The following is a 16,127-nucleotide window of genomic DNA, read 5'->3' on the forward strand; positions in this document are numbered from 1 at the left end:
CACGAAGGTGCGCGACATGCCTGCCGAAGTCGCTGCGTCGGTCTTCCCGCAGCTCGAAGCTCTGCTCCCGCACGTGCAGAAGCCGATCCAGTACGTCGGCGGGGAGCTCAACTCCACGGTCAAGGAGTGGGACTCCTGTGACGTCCGCTGGGCGCTCATGTACCCGGACGCCTACGAGGTCGGTCTGCCCAACCAGGGCGTCATGATCCTCTACGAGGTCCTGAACGAACAGCAGGGCGTCCTCGCCGAGCGCACCTACAGCGTGTGGCCGGACCTGGAGGAGCTGATGCGGGAGCACGACGTCCCGCAGTTCACGGTGGACAGCCACCGGCCCGTCAAGGCCTTCGACGTGTTCGGCCTCTCCTTCTCCACGGAGCTCGGCTACACGAACATGCTGGCGGCCCTGGACCTGTCCGGCATCCCGCTGGAGTCCAAGGACCGCGGCCTGGACGACCCGATCGTCATGGCTGGCGGGCACGCCGCGTTCAACCCCGAGCCGATCGCGGACTTCATCGACTGCGCGGTCATCGGCGACGGTGAGCAGGCCGTCCTCGAGGTCACCGCGATCATCCGCGCCTGGAAGGCGGAAGGCCGCCCCGGCGGCCGCGAGGAACTCCTCTTCCGCCTGGCCCGGACGGGCGGGGTGTACGTCCCCGGCTTCTACGACGTCGAGTACCTGCCGGACGGCCGGATCGCCCGTGTCGTACCGAAGCGCAGTGGTGTCCCGTGGCGGGTCTCCAAGCACACCGTCATGGACCTGGACGAGTGGCCGTACCCCAAGCAGCCCCTGGTCCCGCTGGCCGAGACGGTCCACGAGCGCATGTCGGTGGAGATCTTCCGCGGCTGCACCCGCGGCTGCCGTTTCTGCCAGGCCGGCATGATCACCCGCCCGGTCCGCGAACGCTCCATCACGGGCATCGGCGACATGGTCGACAAGGGCCTGAAGGCGACGGGCTTCGAGGAGGTGGGCCTGCTGTCCCTCTCCTCGGCGGACCACACGGAGATCGCCGACGTCGCCAAGGGCCTGGCGGACCGCTACGAGGAGGACAAGATCGGCCTGTCCCTCCCCTCCACCCGCGTGGACGCCTTCAACATCGACCTGGCGAACGAACTGACCCGCAACGGCCGCCGCTCCGGCCTCACCTTCGCCCCCGAGGGCGGCTCGGAACGCATCCGCAAGGTCATCAACAAGATGGTCTCCGAGGACGACCTCATCCGCACGGTCTCCACCGCGTACGGCAACGGCTGGCGCCAGGTGAAGCTGTACTTCATGTGCGGCCTGCCCACGGAGACCGACGACGACGTCCTCCAGATCGCCGACATGGCGACCAAGGTCATCGCCAAGGGCCGCGAGGTCTCCCGCTCCAACGACATCCGCTGCACGGTCTCGATCGGCGGCTTCGTCCCCAAGCCCCACACCCCCTTCCAGTGGGCCCCGCAGCTCTCCGCCGAGGAGACGGACGCCCGGCTGCAGAAGCTGCGGGACAAGATCCGCGGCGACAAGAAGTACGGCCGCTCCATCGGCTTCCGCTACCACGACGGCAAGCCCGGCATCGTCGAAGGCCTCCTCTCCCGCGGCGACCGCCGCATCGGCGCGGTCATCCGCGCGGTCTACGACGACGGCGGCCGCTTCGACGGCTGGCGCGAGCACTTCTCGTACGACCGCTGGATGGCGTGCGCCGAGAAGACGCTGCCGGAGTTCGGCGTCGACGTCGACTGGTACACCACCCGCGAGCGCACCTACGAGGAGGTCCTCCCCTGGGACCACCTCGACTCCGGCCTGGACAAGGACTGGCTCTGGGAGGACTGGCAGGACTCCCTCGACGAGACGGAGGTCGAGGACTGCCGGTGGACTCCTTGCTTCGACTGTGGGGTGTGTCCGCAGATGGACACGGAGATCCAGATCGGCCCGACGGGGAAGAAGCTCCTGCCTCTGTCGGTCAAGAACGCCGGTCCGGCGCCTGCTTCGAGCGGGCACGCGCACTGAGTGTGTCGTCGGCGGCTGCCTCCGCGAGGAGAAGGTAGCCGGCGGCGGTCCAGGTGTAGGCGCGGTCCCGTAGGCCCGTGCCGGTGAGGGCGTCGAAGTTCTCGGCGAAGCCGTGGGTTTCGCACAGGGCGCGGAAGCGGGTGCTGATGTCGGCTGCCAGCCGGTGGTGGCCGGCGCGGCGCAGGCCGTCTTCGATGAGGACCGTGGCGGGGGCCCAGATCGGGCCGCGCCAGTAGCCGTCGGAGAGGTAGTGCGGTGAGGTCGGCAGCTCCGTGGCCAGGCCGTGGGGGGTCAGGTGGGTCGCGATGCGGTCGGCCAGCTGTGCGCTGATCTCGGGCGGGAGGTGCTCGCCCAGCACGATGGGCATCAGGTCGAGGAGGCTGGAGCTGGTCCAGGTGTTCCCGCTGTGGACGCCTCGGGTCGTGAATCGGTCGCCGGTCCAGAGTTCGTCCAGGAGGGCCGCCTGGGTCGTCTCGGCGGTTCGTGTCCACCGCGTGGCGTCGTCGGGTCTGTCCAGGTGTGCTGCCAGGGCGGCTAGTTCGTGCAGCTGGAGGATGAGGAAGGCGGCCAGGTCCGCGGTGACGACCACGCGTTCGGGGTCGAACGTGGTGGCGTTGTCCCAGCCGCTGTCGTTGCCGTGGTGGTAGTGGGGGAGTGCCGCGCCGGGGGTGCGCCGGGCGGTGAGCCAGAAGGTCGTCCAGCGTTCCAGCCGGTCGTAGGTGCCTGCCAGTTCCGTGCGGTCGGGGGGTGTGGGCAGGCGGCGTCGCAGGTGGCCGAGGGCCCAGCCGTGGATGGGCGGTTTGACGAAGTTGTGCAGGACCTCGGAGTGGGTGACCGAGTCGGGGAGCGCCCCGGTCTCGTCCTGGTGGTCGAAGGGCAGCTGGTACTGGTCCCAGGCCAGTTCGGGGCGGCCGGGGGCCAGGGCCAGCGCGTTGAAGCAGTGGTCCCAGCTCCAGACCTTGTCCATCCAGTGCTTGGACATCAGGACGGCGGGCCGGGGGACCAGCCCTGCCGGGCGTACGGTCGCGGACCACAGGACGTAGGCGGCGAGTTCGGCGGCCGGGGTGGCCGGAGAGCGCCAAGGGGCCACCGCGTCGACGAAGTCCGCGAAGGCGTTCCGCGCCGCCTCGACGATCTTGCCGAAGAGTGACGTCGATACGTACGGCGGGCGGGCCGTGTCGAGTTCCTCGACCGCGATCTCCCAGGAGTCGTCCGGGCCGGCGGTGACGGTGAGGCCGCGGTCGGAGGTGCCCAGGGTCTGGTCGCCGTGGGTGTGGGTCACCGTGCCGGACAGGACGGTGACGCGGTAGCGGCGGCCGGTCTCGTACGAGGTGAAGACGTAGGCGTCGGTGGCCGCGTCGCGGAAGAAGTACGTGCCGCTGAAGGGGGTCAGGGTGCGGGCTGACGCGGAGACGCGCAGCGGCAGTTCAGTGCCGCGCAGGCGTACGGTGTCCGGCGACTCGTAGGCGAGGTCGACGCGGCCGGGCCCGCTGACGCTGATCCAGCTGAGCAGGCCCGGGGTGGCCTCCACCCGGGTCTCGGTCCGCTCGCCCGTCGCCCGGTCGAGCGGCGTCAGGGTCAGGACGGCGTGCATGCCGTTCTGGTGCGAGACGAGGTGGAGGTCCTCGGCGTACGTCTTCTCCGCCACCACGGGGGAGATGTCGAACCAGGACCCGTACGTGCTGAACGGGATGTCCTGGACGGAGAAGGCCGGGCCGGAGCGGTCGGCGGTCATGAAGGGGCACTCGTTTCTCGAGCAGGGATCGTCGGGAGGTCCTGGGTCAGTCCTTGACCGCGCCGGCCGTCACGCCGGCGGCGACATAGCGCTGGGCCAGGACGAGGATGACCGCGGCCGGCAGCGAGGCCACGACGGCGGTGGCCATGATGGCGTTCCACTCCTGGTTGTTGTTGCCGATGTAGTGGTAGATGCCGAGGGTGATCGGCTCCCGCGCGCCGCCGTTGACGAGGGTGCTCGCGAAGACGAAGTCGGACCAGGACCACAGGAACGCGAACAGCGACACGGTGACGACGGCGTTGCGGCTCATGGGCAGGACGATCGACCGGAAGGTGCGCCATGGTCCTGCTCCGTCCGTCCGGGCCGCCTGGAGGAGTTCGTCGGGGATGCCGGACATGAACGCGGTGAAGATGAGGACCGCGAAGGGGACGGCCAGGGTGGAGTCGGCGACGATCAGGCCGGGGACGGACTGGAGCAGGCCGAGCTGCAGGTAGATGGCGTAGAAGCCCATCGCCATGATGATGCCGGGGATCATCTGGGCGGCGAGCAGGACGAAGGTGAGGATGCCGCCGCCGCGTGGGCGCAGTTTCGCCAGCGCGTAGCCGGCGGGGGCGGACAGGGCCACGGTCAGGGCGACGGTGCCCAGGCCGATGACGAGGCTCGTGGCGAGATAGGGCAACTGCTCGTCGAGGACGGTGCGGTAGCCGGCCAGGGTGCCGTGGTCGGGGAACAGGTCCGGCGGGCTCTTGCGCAGGTCCTGGGGGCGGGTGAGGGACACGTTCAGCATCCAGTAGACCGGGAAGAGCATGATCCCGGTCAGCAGGACACCGAGGGTCGTCTTTCCCGCTCTGTTCACGCCCGTGCGCTTGCCGTTCCGGCTCATGAGAGCGCCTGCTTTCTCTGCACCCGGACGTAGACCAGGCCGAACACCAGGGCGGCCACCACCAGCAGGTTGCCGACGGCCGCGCCCGGGCCGAAGGCGGGCAGCAGATTGCCGAAGCCGAGTTGGTAGGACCAGGTGGCGAGGGTCGTGGAGGCTCCGGCCGGGCCGCCTTTGGTCATGATCCAGATGATGTCGAAGACCTTGAGCGTGTAGACCAGCCCGAGCAGCAGGGTGATCGCGGACACCGGCCGCAGCAGTGGGAAGGTGATGCTCCAGAACCGCCGCCAGGCACCCGCCCCGTCGAGGGCGGCGGCCTCGTACAGGCCGGCCGGGATGGACTGCAGGCCGCTGTGGAGCACGACCAGGTTGAACGGGATGCCGATCCAGATGTTGGCGATGATCACGGAGGCGAGCGACCAGGACGGTGAGGTCAGCCAGTTCACCGGGTCGATGCCGACGGCGCTCAGCAGGGCGTTGACCAGCCCGGAGTCGCTGTTGAGCAGCCACGACCAGGTGGAGGCGGACACGATCAGCGGCAGCAGCCAGGGCACCAGGAACAGGGCCCGCAGGGTGGCGGAGAGCCGGAAGTGCTGGTGGAAGAAGACCGCGAGCGCCAGGCCGATGACGTACTGGAAGACCAGGCACACGGCGGTGAACACCACGGTGTGGAGCAGGGCGGGTGCGAAGGCCGGGTCGTCGAAGACGGTCCGGTAGTTGTGCAGGCCGGTGAAGGGCGCGTCACCCTGGACGAAGGAGCGGACGGTGTAGTCGCGCAGGCTCAGGTCGAGGTTGCGGTAGAGCGGATAGGCGTAGAAGAGGACGAGGTACAGCGTCACCGGGGTGAGGAAGGCCCAGGCGGCCCACTGCCTCGTGTGGATCGTCGAAAGGCCCCGGTTCACGGTCACTTGGCCGCGGACTGGGCGGTGGTGAGCGCGTCCTTCGGCGACTTGGAGCCGCTGAGCGCGGACTGCACGGCCTTCCACAACTGCTCGGAGATCTTGGGGTACTTGGTGCCGAGGTCGTCACTGGTGCGGCCCTTGGCCGACTTGACCGCGTCCACCCATGGCTTGAGGTCGGGGTCGGCCGCCACCTGCTTGTCCTGGACCTCGCTGGTGGGTGCGACGTAGGAGAGGGTGGTGTCGGTGTCGTACAGGTTCTTGGTGCTGGTGAGGCACGTCGTGAGCTTGCGCGTCGTGGCATAGCGGCCGGTGTCGCTCTGCACCGGGACGGTGACGAACTCGCCGCCCGTCGGGGCCGCGGCGCTGCCTCCCTTCGACGCGGGGATGGGCAGGACGCCGAAGTCGAAGCCGGCCTTCTTGGCGGCGGCGAGCTGCCAGGTGCCGTTCTCCGCGAAGGCGTAGTCGCCGGTCGCGAACTCCTGCCAGCTGGTGGTCTGGGTGTTGTTGAGCACCGAGTTGGGGGCGTAGCCCTTGTCCAGCCAGTCCTTCCACAGGGAGAGCGCGGAGACGGCCGCGGGGGAGTCGACGTCGGTCAGCTCGGCGCCGGAGCCCCAGAACCACGGCAGGAACTGGAAGCTGCCCTCCTCGGTGCCGATCGCGGAGAAGGTGATGCCCTTCTTCCCGGCCTGCTCGACCTTGGCCAGCGCGGCCGTCAGCGACGCCCAGTCCTTGACGGTGGCTATGTCCACCCCGGCTTCCTTCAGGACCTTCTTGTTGTAGTAGAGGGCGAGGGTGTTGGCGCCGATCGGGGTGCCGTAGGTTTTGCCGCCCGACTGGCCGGCGGCGAGCAGGTTGGGGTCCACGCCCGAGGTGTCGAGCTCGCTGTCGTCGGTGGTGGTGAGCACGCCCGCCTCGGCCAGCGTCGACACCACCGGGTTGTCGACGACGAGGACGTCCGGGGAGTTGCCCTGCTGGGCGGCGAGCAGCGTCTTGCCGGCCAGGTCGCTGGTGTCGAAGCCGGTCCGCTTGATCTTCACTCCGGCCTCGCTGCCGCAGGCGTCCAGCAGCTTCACCCACGCGGAGCCCTTGGCGAACTGCGGGTACGGGTCCCAGATGGTGTAGGTGCCGTCGTCCGCCGCCTTGGTCCCGGTGCCTGCCGAGCCGGATCCGCAGGCGGTGGCACTGGTGGCGACGGCCAGGGCGGTCAGGGCCGCTGCGGTCAGTCGGCGCCGTCTGGAGAAGCTGTTCATCGCGGGGTCCTTTGTTTTGGGCATGCGGGTGCCGAGGCGAGGGCTGCCGAAGGTGGGCACGCCGAACGGCACCGCCGTCAGGGCGTGTGACGGGAGGAGAGGAGGTGGGTGTTGATCAGGGAGTGTCCGCGCCGGGCGCGGCTCCCGCGGGCCCGGTGCTGGCCCGCAGGGAGATGGGCGGGGTGAGGAGGTGGTTCCGGGGCGGGGCGCCGGGGTGGTCGAGCCGCTCCACCAGCAGGTCGACGGCGAGCCGGCCCAGGTCGGCCGCGGGTACGTCCGCCGCCGTGAGCTGCGGGGTCACCGTCTCCGCCCAGCGGGCGGCCACGACCCCGGTGACGGAGAAGTCGCGCGGGACATGGCGGCCGGCCTGGGCCAGCCCCCGGTACAGGCCGCCCAGCGCGGCCTCGTTCAGGGTGACCAGGCCGGTGGTGTCAGGGTCGTCGTGCAGGATCCGTTCCACACACGCCTGGCCCGAGGCGGCGTCGTCACCGCAGCAGTAGGTGCGGACGGTCAGCCCGCGCTCGGCCGCGGCCTTGGTGAAACCGTCGAGGCCGCGGTGCGCGGACTCGTAGCCGGCCCGCAGCAGTTGCTCAGGACGGTTGACGAAGGCGATCCGGCGGTGGCCGAGATCCGCCAGGTGATGGACGCACGCCTCCACGAGCGCGATGTGGTCCAGGCCCACCCACCAACTGCCCTCGGGGTGAGCGGTACGGCCGATGGCGACGGAGGGGAACTCCAGGGCGGCCAGATGGTCGGCCCGGTCGTCCTCCAGCCTGATCTCCATCAGGATCGCGCCGTCGACCCGCCGCTCACCCAGCAGGCGCTGGAAGGAACGGTCGCTGTCCACGTCGCTGGGGGACAGCAGCACGTCGTAGTCGTAGACCGCGGCGGCCTCCACCACGCTGCCGATGAAGTCCAGCTGCATCCCCGTGTAGTGGTTTCCGGCCGGCGGGAAGACCAGGCCGAGGGTGCTGGTCCGCCCGTTGGCCAGGGCGCGGGCGCTGGCGCTGGGCTGGTAACCCAGTTCGTCTACGACCTGCTGGATCTTCCGGCGGGTGTCGTCCGACACCGGGCGCTTGCCGCTCAGCGCGTAGGACACGGTGCTCCGCGAGACACCGGCCCGGCGGGCGATCTCACCGATGTTCACGGCCACTCCTTGCTCGAAGGTGCTCGAACCGGTTCGACGCTGACCGGGTCGTCGTCGAACCGGTTCGCATGGAGGGAACGTAGGAACTGGCCGGACGCCTGTCAACACCCGGACCGAACTTCGCAGGCCGGGCGCTGCGGCCGACAAGATCCTGGTGTCGAAGGGATTGCTGGCCCGAGGCACCGGTGCTAGCTTCCCGAACCGGTTCGACGTGGCGATCCCGTTTCCCGGGCTTGCCCTTCCCCTCCCCGAGCCCGCCACCGTCACCCACCTCGCGTCTCCGTGTGCCGCCCGAATCGAACCGGTTCGATGATCCCCCGACGATTGAGGACGCCATCCATGCCATCCGCTGACAGATCCACGCGGCGCCGGGCCCCGGCCGCCGTGGCGCTGACCCTCGGTGCGGGCCTGCTGGCCGCACCGGTCGCCCCCGCGCACGCGGCGGAGCCACCCCGGCCCGCCGCCCGCTACACCTTCGACCAGGACGACGTGGCCTCCGGGAAGATCGCCGACAGTTCCGGCAACGGCCTGACGGCAGACCTGGTGAACGCCTCCACCGCCCGGTCCGTCGAGGGCACGGCCGGGGGCAAGGCCCTCGCCCTGCCCGGCGGTGCGGCCGACTCCAGCGGCGCGTACGTCCGCCTGCCCCGCGAAGTGGTCGGTGAAGCGGCCGACCTGACGGTCTCCGCGCGCGTGAAGTGGAGCGGCGGCACGTCGCCCTGGCAGCGGATCTTCGACCTGGGAACCGACACCACCAAGTACCTCTTCAGCACCCCGTACAACGGCAGCGGGCTGCTCCAGACCTCCGTCACCACCGGCGGCGGGGGCGCGGAGGCACAGGTCCGCGGCTACGCGCCGCTCCCCGCGGACGAGTGGCGGACGGTGACCGTCACCCTCGACACCTCCGCGGGCCGGCTCACCACCTACCTCGACGGCGTGGCGGTCTCCTCCGCCGAGACGGGCATCAAGGCCAAGGATCTGCTGGAGAGTTCGGCCACCGCCGCCGGTTACATCGGCAAGTCCCTCTACCCGGACCCGCTGCTCAAGGGCGCGATCGACGACTTCACCGTGTGGCACGCGGCGCTGAGCGCCGAGCAGGTGGCCGGTACGGTCGGTGCCGTGCCGACCGTCCAGGAGCTCTCGAAGACGTCCTTCGAGGTCCGTACCACCACCGGGACCGCCCCGGCCCTCCCGGCCGCCGCCCGCGCCTCCTTCTCCGACGGCTACGACCGGGACATACCGGTCACCTGGGACGCCGTACCGTCCGAGAAGTACGCGAAGCCCGGGACGTTCACCGTCGCCGGGACCGCGGCCGGACGCGCGGTGCGGGCCACCGTCACCGTGGTCCGCGAGGGGCAGCTCACCGTCGACCTCGGCTCGGACACCGGCGCGTTCCACGGCGGCGCGTCCGGCACCCTCTACGGCGTGTACGGACCGGACGTGCCCACCAACAACCTCATGGAGGGCATGGGCCTGCGCACGGTCTCCACCAAGGCCCAGGACGGTCCGCAGCACCCCGGTGCCGACGCGCTGGAGGTGGTCAAGCCGCTGGCCGACTCCACCGACGGCGATGTGTACATCTACATGACCGACATCCACCGCGGCTTCCCGTACCAGTGGCCGGGCGACACGCCCGAGGAGAAGCTGAAGCTCTACCGGGAGAAGGTCGCCAAACAGGTCGACCAGGTCCTCAAGCTGCCGAAGCAGTACCAGGACAACATCGTCTTCGTGCCGTTCAACGAGCCCGAGGGCAACATGTTCGGCACCGGCGAGTGGAGCTACGACAAGGTCAGCTGGCTCGACGACCCCGACGACTTCCTCGCCGCCTGGGACGACTTCTACCGGCTCATCAAGGGCAAGATGCCCGAGGCCCGTATCGCCGGCCCCAACACCAGCGTCCTGTACGACCAGGTGAAGGGCTTCCTCACCCACACCCTGGCCGCCGGCACCCTCCCGGACGTCATCACCTGGCACGAGCTGAGCCACCCGGAGGCGGTGCGGGCGAGCGTCGCCAAGTACCAGGCGTGGGAGAAGGACCTGTTCAAGGGCACCGACAAGGCGGGCACCGAACTGCCCGTCAACATCAACGAGTACGCCTTCAACTACCACACCTCGGTGCCCGGCCAGATGATCCAGTGGGTGTCCGCGATCGAGGAGTCCAAGGTCGACGCCGACATCGCGTACTGGAACATCGACGGCAACCTCTCCGACTCCGCGGTGCAGTCGAACCGCGGCAACGGCCAGTGGTGGCTGCTGAACTCGTACGCCTCGATGAGCGGCCACACCGTGAAGGTGACTCCGCCCTTCCCGGGCGAGAACTACACGATGCAGGGCGTCGCCACGCTCGACGAGCGGCGGAAGCAGGCCCGGCTGCTCTTCGGCGGCTCCTCCGGCAAGGGCCACATCACCTTCGACAAGGTCCCGAAGAAGCTCTTCGGTGACCGCGTGCACGCCTGGGTGAAGGAGGTCGAGTGGAGCGGGCAGGTCGGCGACAACTCCGGCCCGAAGCTGCTCACCGAGCGCAACCTGAAGGTCGGTGACGACGGCACGGTCGTCGTCGACTTCGGCGACGGCGGGCTGCCGGCGCTGAAGGAGTCCTCGGCCTACGAGATCGTCCTCAGCCCGGCCGGGAAGGCGAAGAGCACCCAGTCCCCGCCGGTGCGCTGGCAGGGTTCGTACGAGGCGGAGGACGCCGCCCACACCGGGTCCGGCTGGTCGAAGAACGGCCCGGAGGGCTCGCCCCGCGACGTGTCGAAGTTCTACACCTCCGGCGGCTACGACGTGGGCGGTCTGCGCACCGGCTCGGACGTCACCCTGGACTTCACCGTGGACGTGCCCGAGGACGGCGTCTACGACCTGAGCGTCTTCGCCAACTCCCTCAACACCTTCGACAAGGTGAAGGAGCAGGGCCCGACCAATGTCTTCCTGCGCGTGGACGGCAAGGCGGAGAGCGAGCGGGAGCTGCACCTGCCGCTCGGCTACAAGTGGGTGGTCTGGGACCACACCGACACCGAGGTGAAGCTCACCAAGGGCAGGCACACCCTGACGCTCGCCGCGAAGAGTCTCGACGGCGAGCGCGCCACCCGGGGTGACGCCATCGTCGACCGCCTCACCCTGTCCCTGCCGGACGCCTCGGCCCGCACCCAGGTGTACGAGGGCGAGCTGGCCTGGCCGGCCGGCGGGGCACGGCCCGTCTACGACCTGCCGAACCAGTCGGGTTCGGGCGCGCTCCGGCTGGCGAAGGACCAGACGGCCACGTTCTGGGTCTACTCACCCGCCGACCGCGAGGCCACCCTCAGGGCCGACACCCTCGGCGGCACCGGCGCCCGGCTCTCCGTCAACGGGCACGACGTCCTGCGCCTGGCCGGGAAACGGAGCAGCGTGGCCGTGTCTCTCTCGGGCGGCGTCAACAAGGTGACCGTGACCGGCGGCCGGGCCACCACCCTCCTCGACCGTCTGACGGTCACACCGACCGAGGGCAAGCTGCCCACGCGTACCTACGAGGCCGGCGACGCCAGGCTCGCGGGCTCGGCCACGCTCACCCCGCTCTCCCTGGCCACCGACGGCACGGCGATCACGGGCATCGGCGGCGACCCCGGCAACGGCAACACCGCGACGTTCACCGTCACGGCCGACCGGGCCGGCCTGTACGCGCTGCGCGTCCGCTACTCCAACCCGGAGCAGTCCGAGGCCACCCACTACAACCCGGACCCGCTCGCCCGCCACGCCGACATCAGCGTCAACGGCGGCGCGCCGCGGCGCGTCGGCTTCCCGCACAGCTTCCACCGGAACAACTTCTGGGAGCTGACCGTCCCGGTCCAGCTCAGGAAGGGGAAGAACACGGTCGGTTTCCGCTCCGAGGAGCTGCCGAACCACGACGGCACCACCTACGCCTCGGACACCTTCCCCGGGGTGCTGCTCCGCTCCCGCTACGCGCCGCTGATCGACCGGATCACCGTCGTGCCGTACGCGCGAGAAGACTGAGCGGACCGAGGGGTGAGGTCGTTCCTCCGGGGGACCCGCTGAGCAGGCGGGGTCGGTGACGCTCCCCCGGGGGACCGGCCCGGCCAAGGTTCCCCCAGTTCAGCCATGTGCTGGGGGAGCCGTCAGGCGAGGCGCCCCTGTTCGCAGACCCGCCGGGCGACCTCGCGGAGCTTGATGTTCTTCTCCTGGGAGAAGCGGCGCAGCACGTCGAAGGCCTCCTTCTCGGTGAGGTGGTGGCTGCCCATGAGGATGCCCATGGCCTCGCCGATGACGTGGCGGGTGGCGACGGCCTGCTCCAGCTGGGCGTGGCTGCGGGCGCTGGAGAAGGCGACGGCGGCGTGCGAGGCCAGCAGCCAGCCCGCCGTCTCGCTGTCCTCCGTGAAGGATCCCGGGCGGCCGGAGTAGAGGTTGAGGGCGCCGAGATCCTCGTCCTCGGTGTACAGCAGGAAGCCCATCATGCTGCCCACGCCCAGGTCACGGGCCTGCTCGGCGTACGCGGGCCAGCGCGGCTGCGGGTCGGTGAAGTCGGTGATGCGGTAGATCCGCTCCGCTGTGTCGCTGCGGGCCGCGTCGAAGCAGGGGCCCTCCGCCAGGCGCTCCTGCAACTGGTCGCTCTTGACGACCAGATCGGAAGTGGGAGCCAGCGTCTCCACCCGTTTGCCGTGCAGGAGCAGGATGCCGGCCGCGTCGCATCCCGCCACGAGCTTCGTGGCCGAGTCGGTGATGTGCTCGAGGGTGGCATCGACCGAGTGCTGAGCGAGCAGGTCCCGCGCCATGAAGGCCATCTCCTGCGCGAACACGCGCCATTCCACGGTGCTTCTCCCTCGTTCGTCGCCTCGGCGTGCTCTCTGCCCACGGTGCCACGTTTCCCCAGGTAGGGCCGCTCCATTGCGTTATCTATCGAGTTTCGATAGATTTCCATCGTGGATCGATTGGATGCGTGGTGATGGGGGAGCTGGCCGCCGATCTGGAGGGCCTGAACCCGGATCACGCGTACCTCCGCACCCCGATCCTCGTGATCACGATCCTCGGTATCGTGACGGACCAGGTCGTTGTGGTCTGTGTGTGGCGGCTGGGGACGATGGTGCGCCGCGGGGCGGTGTTCTCCACCGCCGCCTTCCGGTACGTGCACATCGTGATCGGCGCGTCCGTGGCGGCCGCCCTGCTGGTCTTCGCCCTCGCGGTCGTCCTCGCGCCCGGCGAGGCCGTCGCTCCCGGGGCGGTCCTGCTGCTGTGCGGGGTCGTCGTGGCCGTGCCGGGCGTCGCGCTGGTCGTGCTCGTGCCGCGCATGCTGCTCGCGCAGGCCGTCGCACGCGACATCGAGGCGGCCCGGATGCGGGCCGAGTTGGAAGAGGTCATCTGATGGCGATCGCCGTCGACATCGACGTGATGCTGGCCAAACGGAAGATGTCCGTGGGCGAGCTCGCGGAACGCGTCGGCATCACCCCCGCCAACCTGGCGGTCCTCAAGAACGGCCGCGCCAAGGCGGTCCGCTTCTCGACCCTCGCCGCGCTCTGCGAAGTACTCGAATGCCAGCCGGGGGACCTGCTCCGCTGGGAGTCCAACGGTGTGGACGGGTGAGGTCGCCGCTCTCCAGAATGCGGTGATGGACAACATCAGCATCCGGCCCGTCCGGCCGGGCGAACTGGCCGCTGTCGCCGGGCTCCGATGGGAGTGGCTCGTCGAGAACGGCGACGAGGCCCCCGGCGAACGCGAGGAGTTCGTACGGGACTTCGCCGCCTGGGCCCGGGAGAACGCCGGTTCGCACCGGTGCATGGTGGTCGTGCGTGACGACGCCGTGGTCATCGGCATGGCGTGGCTGGCCGTGGTGCAGCGGGTGCCCACACCCCGAGCGATGCGGCGCGCCTCCGGCGATCTGCAGTGCGTGTACGTCGTACCCGGGGCGCGGGACGGCGGGCTCGGCGGGCGGCTCATCCAGGCGGTTCTGGACCGGGCCCGGGAACTCGGGCTGGAGCGGGTGACCGTGCACTCGTCTCCGCGGGCGATCCCCGCGTACGCCCGGAGTGGTTTCCAGGAGTCGCCCCGGCTGCTGCAGGCTCGGGTCGCGGGTGGGTGACTCGTATGATCATGGCGCCAGGTGGAGGATCCGCGGGAGAACGGGGCGGGACTGTGCGGTGCTGGATCCGGACAGGGCGCTGAGGCGTCTTCGACGGTATGGATGTGGAGAAGCCGGCCCGCGAGGGGTCCGTGGCGCGGGTCGACCTGCGCAAGAGGGTGCCCGAACCGACTGCGCCGCCTGTACGTGAGGGCGCCGCGCCCGAGGGGTGTCTCGCCGTCGCGATCCGCATTCCCGTGCGGATCGTAGTGCTCGTGCTGGTCGTCCCCGTGCGGATGGTGTGGGACGCGCTCGTCGTAACCGGGCGGTTCCTGAACGACGCGCTGTTCCGGCCGGTGGGGCGGGCGCTGCTGTGGCTCGGGCGGGCCGTTTTCGTCTGGCCGTTCGTGGGGCTGTGGCGGTACGTCGTCGTGCCGGTGGGCAAGGCCCTCGGGTGGCTCGGGTACGTGCTCGCGGTCGTGCCGCTGGGGTGGCTGTACCGGTTCGTGCTGACGCCCGTGGGGCACGCGATCGCCTGGGTCGCAAGGGGAGTCGGTGCCGCGCTCGGCTGGGTGTACGCGTACCTGCTCGCGCCGGTCGGGCGTGCCGTGATGTGGGTGCTCAAGGGGCTCGGCGCCGTGCTCGCCGCGACCGGGATCGGGGTGTACACGGCCCTGGCATGGCTCGCGCGGTACCTCGTCGTCGTACCCGCCCTGTGGCTGTACACCTGGGTGCTCGCACCCGTCGGGCGCGCGATCGCCTGGTGCGGCAAGGGGCTGGTGTGGCTGGTGAGCGCGATCGTCACCGGCATCGGAACGGCCCTCTACTGGATCACCCGGATCCTGCTCGTCCTGCCCGCGCTCGCCCTCTGGCGCTGGGTTCTCGCCCCCGTCGGAAGGATCCTCGCCGTCATCGGACGGGAGATCGGGGACGCCCTCGGGCACGCGTGGCGCGTCGCCGGGCACATCTCCCTCGCCGTCGGGCGGTTCCTCGGCACCCTCTTCCGGTGGATCTTCGTCGAGCCGGTGCGGTGGGTGTACCGCAGCGTGCTGACACCGGTCGGACACGTCGTGCGGGACACCGTCCTGCGGCCCGTCGCCGAAGCCGCCCGCAGCGTGGGGCGCGCCACCCGGCAGGCCCTGGCCACCGCCCGGGAGTCCGTACGGCAGGCGCGTGCCGACTTCCGGCGGATGCTCTTCGGCGAGCCGAGGCGGCCCCGGCCGGTCGACCGCGGGGAACCTTCGGGGCGCGGGACACGTACTCTTGGTAGCAGTACGACCGCTCTCACGAAGGACTGAACGACACTGGGCAAGCGACAGCCCGAAGGCCCGCCGCCCGCACCCGCGGTGCAGCGCATCCGACTGCGCTACACCAAGCGCGGCCGCCTCCGGTTCACCAGCCACCGTGACTTCCAGCGCGCCTTCGAGCGTGCGTTGCGCCGTGCCGAGGTGCCGATGGCCTACTCGGCGGGCTTCACACCGCACCCGAAGGTGTCGTACGCCAATGCCGCACCCACCGGCACGGGCAGTGAGGCGGAATTCCTGGAGATCGCGCTCACCGCACCGCGTGATCCGGAGCAGCTCAGGGCCCTTCTCGACGCGTCGATGCCCACCGGGCTCGACATCGTCGAGGCGGTCGAGGCCCGGACCTCGGGACTCGCCGACCGGCTGACGGCTTCCGTATGGGAGCTGCGGCTGGACGGTGTGCCGCCGGAGGAGGCCCGCCGCGCGGTGGACGCCTTCACCGCGGCCGAGACCGTCGAGGTCCAGCGCCAAGCCAAGAACGGCATCCGCACCTTCGACGCCCGCGCCGCCGTCGTGAGCCTGGAGATCCCAGACCTCACGGAAACGCACAGTTCGCAGCCCGCCGCAAGCGTCGGCTCCACCGGAGCGGCTGGCGCCGCGCTCCTTGCTGGGCCGACCGACCAGCCCTGTGCGATACTGCGGCTGGTTGTTCGGCACGTGACGCCTGCCGTACGACCCGACGACGTCCTGTCCGGTCTCCGCGCCGTGGCCGACCTGGCGCCGCCGGTCCCCGCAGCGGTGACCAGGCTGGCGCAGGGGCTGTTCGATGAAGAGACCGGCACGGTGACCGACCCGCTCGCGCCCGACCGCGAGGCAGCGGAGGCCCACTCAACGGCCGAACCGACTGCCGCCGCGACGGCGCCGGCGTAAGGAAGGTTCCGC

At 70.3% G+C, this 16,127-nt stretch carries 13 protein-coding genes; 7 read left to right on the top strand and 6 right to left on the bottom strand.

Translation table 11 applies throughout. The annotated features are described in order from the left end of the window. Positions 1-16: 16 nt before the first annotated feature. Positions 17-1,987 (top strand): TIGR03960 family B12-binding radical SAM protein, encoded by a 1,971-nt coding sequence (locus ACZ58V_RS14905; RefSeq protein WP_468189713.1) that lies wholly within the window; start codon positions 17-19, stop codon positions 1,985-1,987. Here the strand turns inward: ACZ58V_RS14905 and ACZ58V_RS14910 are convergent. The 5 genes from ACZ58V_RS14910 to ACZ58V_RS14930 all read right to left on the bottom strand — a co-directional run bounded on the left by ACZ58V_RS14910 (position 1,941) and on the right by ACZ58V_RS14930 (position 7,901). Further along, positions 1,941-3,722 (bottom strand): amylo-alpha-1,6-glucosidase, encoded by a 1,782-nt coding sequence (locus tag ACZ58V_RS14910; protein WP_471290286.1) that lies wholly within the window; start codon positions 3,720-3,722, stop codon positions 1,941-1,943. The two genes, ACZ58V_RS14905 and ACZ58V_RS14910, sit on opposite strands and share 47 nt — an antisense overlap. A 46-nt stretch (positions 3,723-3,768) precedes the next feature. Continuing rightward, positions 3,769-4,605 carry a carbohydrate ABC transporter permease gene (locus ACZ58V_RS14915; RefSeq protein ID WP_468189709.1) on the bottom strand — a complete coding sequence of 279 codons (837 nt, stop codon included), beginning with the start codon at positions 4,603-4,605 and terminating at the stop codon, positions 3,769-3,771. Next, positions 4,602-5,510 carry a carbohydrate ABC transporter permease gene (locus ACZ58V_RS14920; protein WP_471290289.1) on the bottom strand — a complete coding sequence of 303 codons (909 nt, stop codon included), beginning with the start codon at positions 5,508-5,510 and terminating at the stop codon, positions 4,602-4,604. The genes ACZ58V_RS14915 and ACZ58V_RS14920 overlap by 4 nt, the downstream gene beginning before the upstream one ends. Next, positions 5,507-6,754 carry a sugar ABC transporter substrate-binding protein gene (locus ACZ58V_RS14925; protein ID WP_471290291.1) on the bottom strand — a complete coding sequence of 416 codons (1,248 nt, stop codon included), beginning with the start codon at positions 6,752-6,754 and terminating at the stop codon, positions 5,507-5,509. The genes ACZ58V_RS14920 and ACZ58V_RS14925 overlap by 4 nt, the downstream gene beginning before the upstream one ends. A gap of 115 nt (positions 6,755-6,869) precedes the next feature. Further along, on the bottom strand, positions 6,870-7,901 hold the full coding sequence (locus ACZ58V_RS14930) for a LacI family DNA-binding transcriptional regulator (RefSeq protein ID WP_471290293.1): 1,032 nt from the start codon (positions 7,899-7,901) through the stop codon (positions 6,870-6,872). A 339-nt stretch (positions 7,902-8,240) separates the two neighbouring features. Between ACZ58V_RS14930 and ACZ58V_RS14935 the strand changes: the two genes are divergently transcribed. Then, entirely contained in the window at positions 8,241-11,885 is a 3,645-nt protein-coding gene (locus ACZ58V_RS14935; protein WP_471290295.1) for a LamG-like jellyroll fold domain-containing protein, read from the top strand. Between the two features lie 122 nt (positions 11,886-12,007). Here the strand turns inward: ACZ58V_RS14935 and ACZ58V_RS14940 are convergent, their stop codons facing one another. Next, positions 12,008-12,697, bottom strand: coding sequence for a GAF and ANTAR domain-containing protein (locus tag ACZ58V_RS14940; protein ID WP_468189699.1), 690 nt, complete (start codon positions 12,695-12,697; stop codon positions 12,008-12,010). Positions 12,698-12,831: 134 nt separating this feature from the next. Here ACZ58V_RS14940 and ACZ58V_RS14945 point away from each other — a divergent pair, with 134 nt between their 5' ends. The 5 genes from ACZ58V_RS14945 (at position 12,832) to ACZ58V_RS14965 (ending at position 16,115) form a co-directional block, all read left to right on the top strand. Next, a complete protein-coding gene (locus ACZ58V_RS14945) occupies positions 12,832-13,248 on the top strand; it encodes a DUF2975 domain-containing protein (RefSeq protein WP_471290296.1) in 417 nt (138 codons plus the stop codon). Further along, positions 13,248-13,466 carry a helix-turn-helix domain-containing protein gene (locus ACZ58V_RS14950; protein ID WP_471290297.1) on the top strand — a complete coding sequence of 73 codons (219 nt, stop codon included), beginning with the start codon at positions 13,248-13,250 and terminating at the stop codon, positions 13,464-13,466. Before ACZ58V_RS14945 ends, ACZ58V_RS14950 begins: the two co-directional genes overlap by 1 nt. Positions 13,467-13,491: 25 nt before the next feature. Next, positions 13,492-13,962, top strand: coding sequence for a GNAT family N-acetyltransferase (locus ACZ58V_RS14955; RefSeq protein WP_468189695.1), 471 nt, complete (start codon positions 13,492-13,494; stop codon positions 13,960-13,962). Between the two features lie 98 nt (positions 13,963-14,060). Continuing rightward, the gene (locus ACZ58V_RS14960; RefSeq protein ID WP_468189693.1) at positions 14,061-15,239 is read left to right on the top strand and encodes a hypothetical protein; all 1,179 of its coding nucleotides are present in this window, start codon (positions 14,061-14,063) and stop codon (positions 15,237-15,239) included. 48 nt (positions 15,240-15,287) lie between these two features. After that, the gene (locus tag ACZ58V_RS14965) at positions 15,288-16,115 is read left to right on the top strand and encodes a TIGR03936 family radical SAM-associated protein (protein WP_468189691.1); all 828 of its coding nucleotides are present in this window, start codon (positions 15,288-15,290) and stop codon (positions 16,113-16,115) included. The last annotated feature ends 12 nt before the right edge of the window (positions 16,116-16,127 follow it).

It is taken from the genome of Streptomyces sp. NPDC040589 (assembly GCF_055594445.1).

Coding starts and splice junctions, on each gene's coding strand:
- ACZ58V_RS14945 (WP_471290296.1), top strand. CDS start 12,832: ATGGGGGAGCTGGCCGCCGATCTGGAGGGCCTGAACCCGGATCACGCG.
- ACZ58V_RS14925 (WP_471290291.1), bottom strand. CDS start 6,754: ATGAACAGCTTCTCCAGACGGCGCCGACTGACCGCAGCGGCCCTGACC.
- ACZ58V_RS14950 (WP_471290297.1), top strand. CDS start 13,248: ATGGCGATCGCCGTCGACATCGACGTGATGCTGGCCAAACGGAAGATG.
- ACZ58V_RS14910 (WP_471290286.1), bottom strand. CDS start 3,722: ATGACCGCCGACCGCTCCGGCCCGGCCTTCTCCGTCCAGGACATCCCG.
- ACZ58V_RS14915 (WP_468189709.1), bottom strand. CDS start 4,605: ATGAGCCGGAACGGCAAGCGCACGGGCGTGAACAGAGCGGGAAAGACG.
- ACZ58V_RS14955 (WP_468189695.1), top strand. CDS start 13,492: ATGGACAACATCAGCATCCGGCCCGTCCGGCCGGGCGAACTGGCCGCT.
- ACZ58V_RS14905 (WP_468189713.1), top strand. CDS start 17: ATGCCTGCCGAAGTCGCTGCGTCGGTCTTCCCGCAGCTCGAAGCTCTG.
- ACZ58V_RS14960 (WP_468189693.1), top strand. CDS start 14,061: ATGGATGTGGAGAAGCCGGCCCGCGAGGGGTCCGTGGCGCGGGTCGAC.
- ACZ58V_RS14935 (WP_471290295.1), top strand. CDS start 8,241: ATGCCATCCGCTGACAGATCCACGCGGCGCCGGGCCCCGGCCGCCGTG.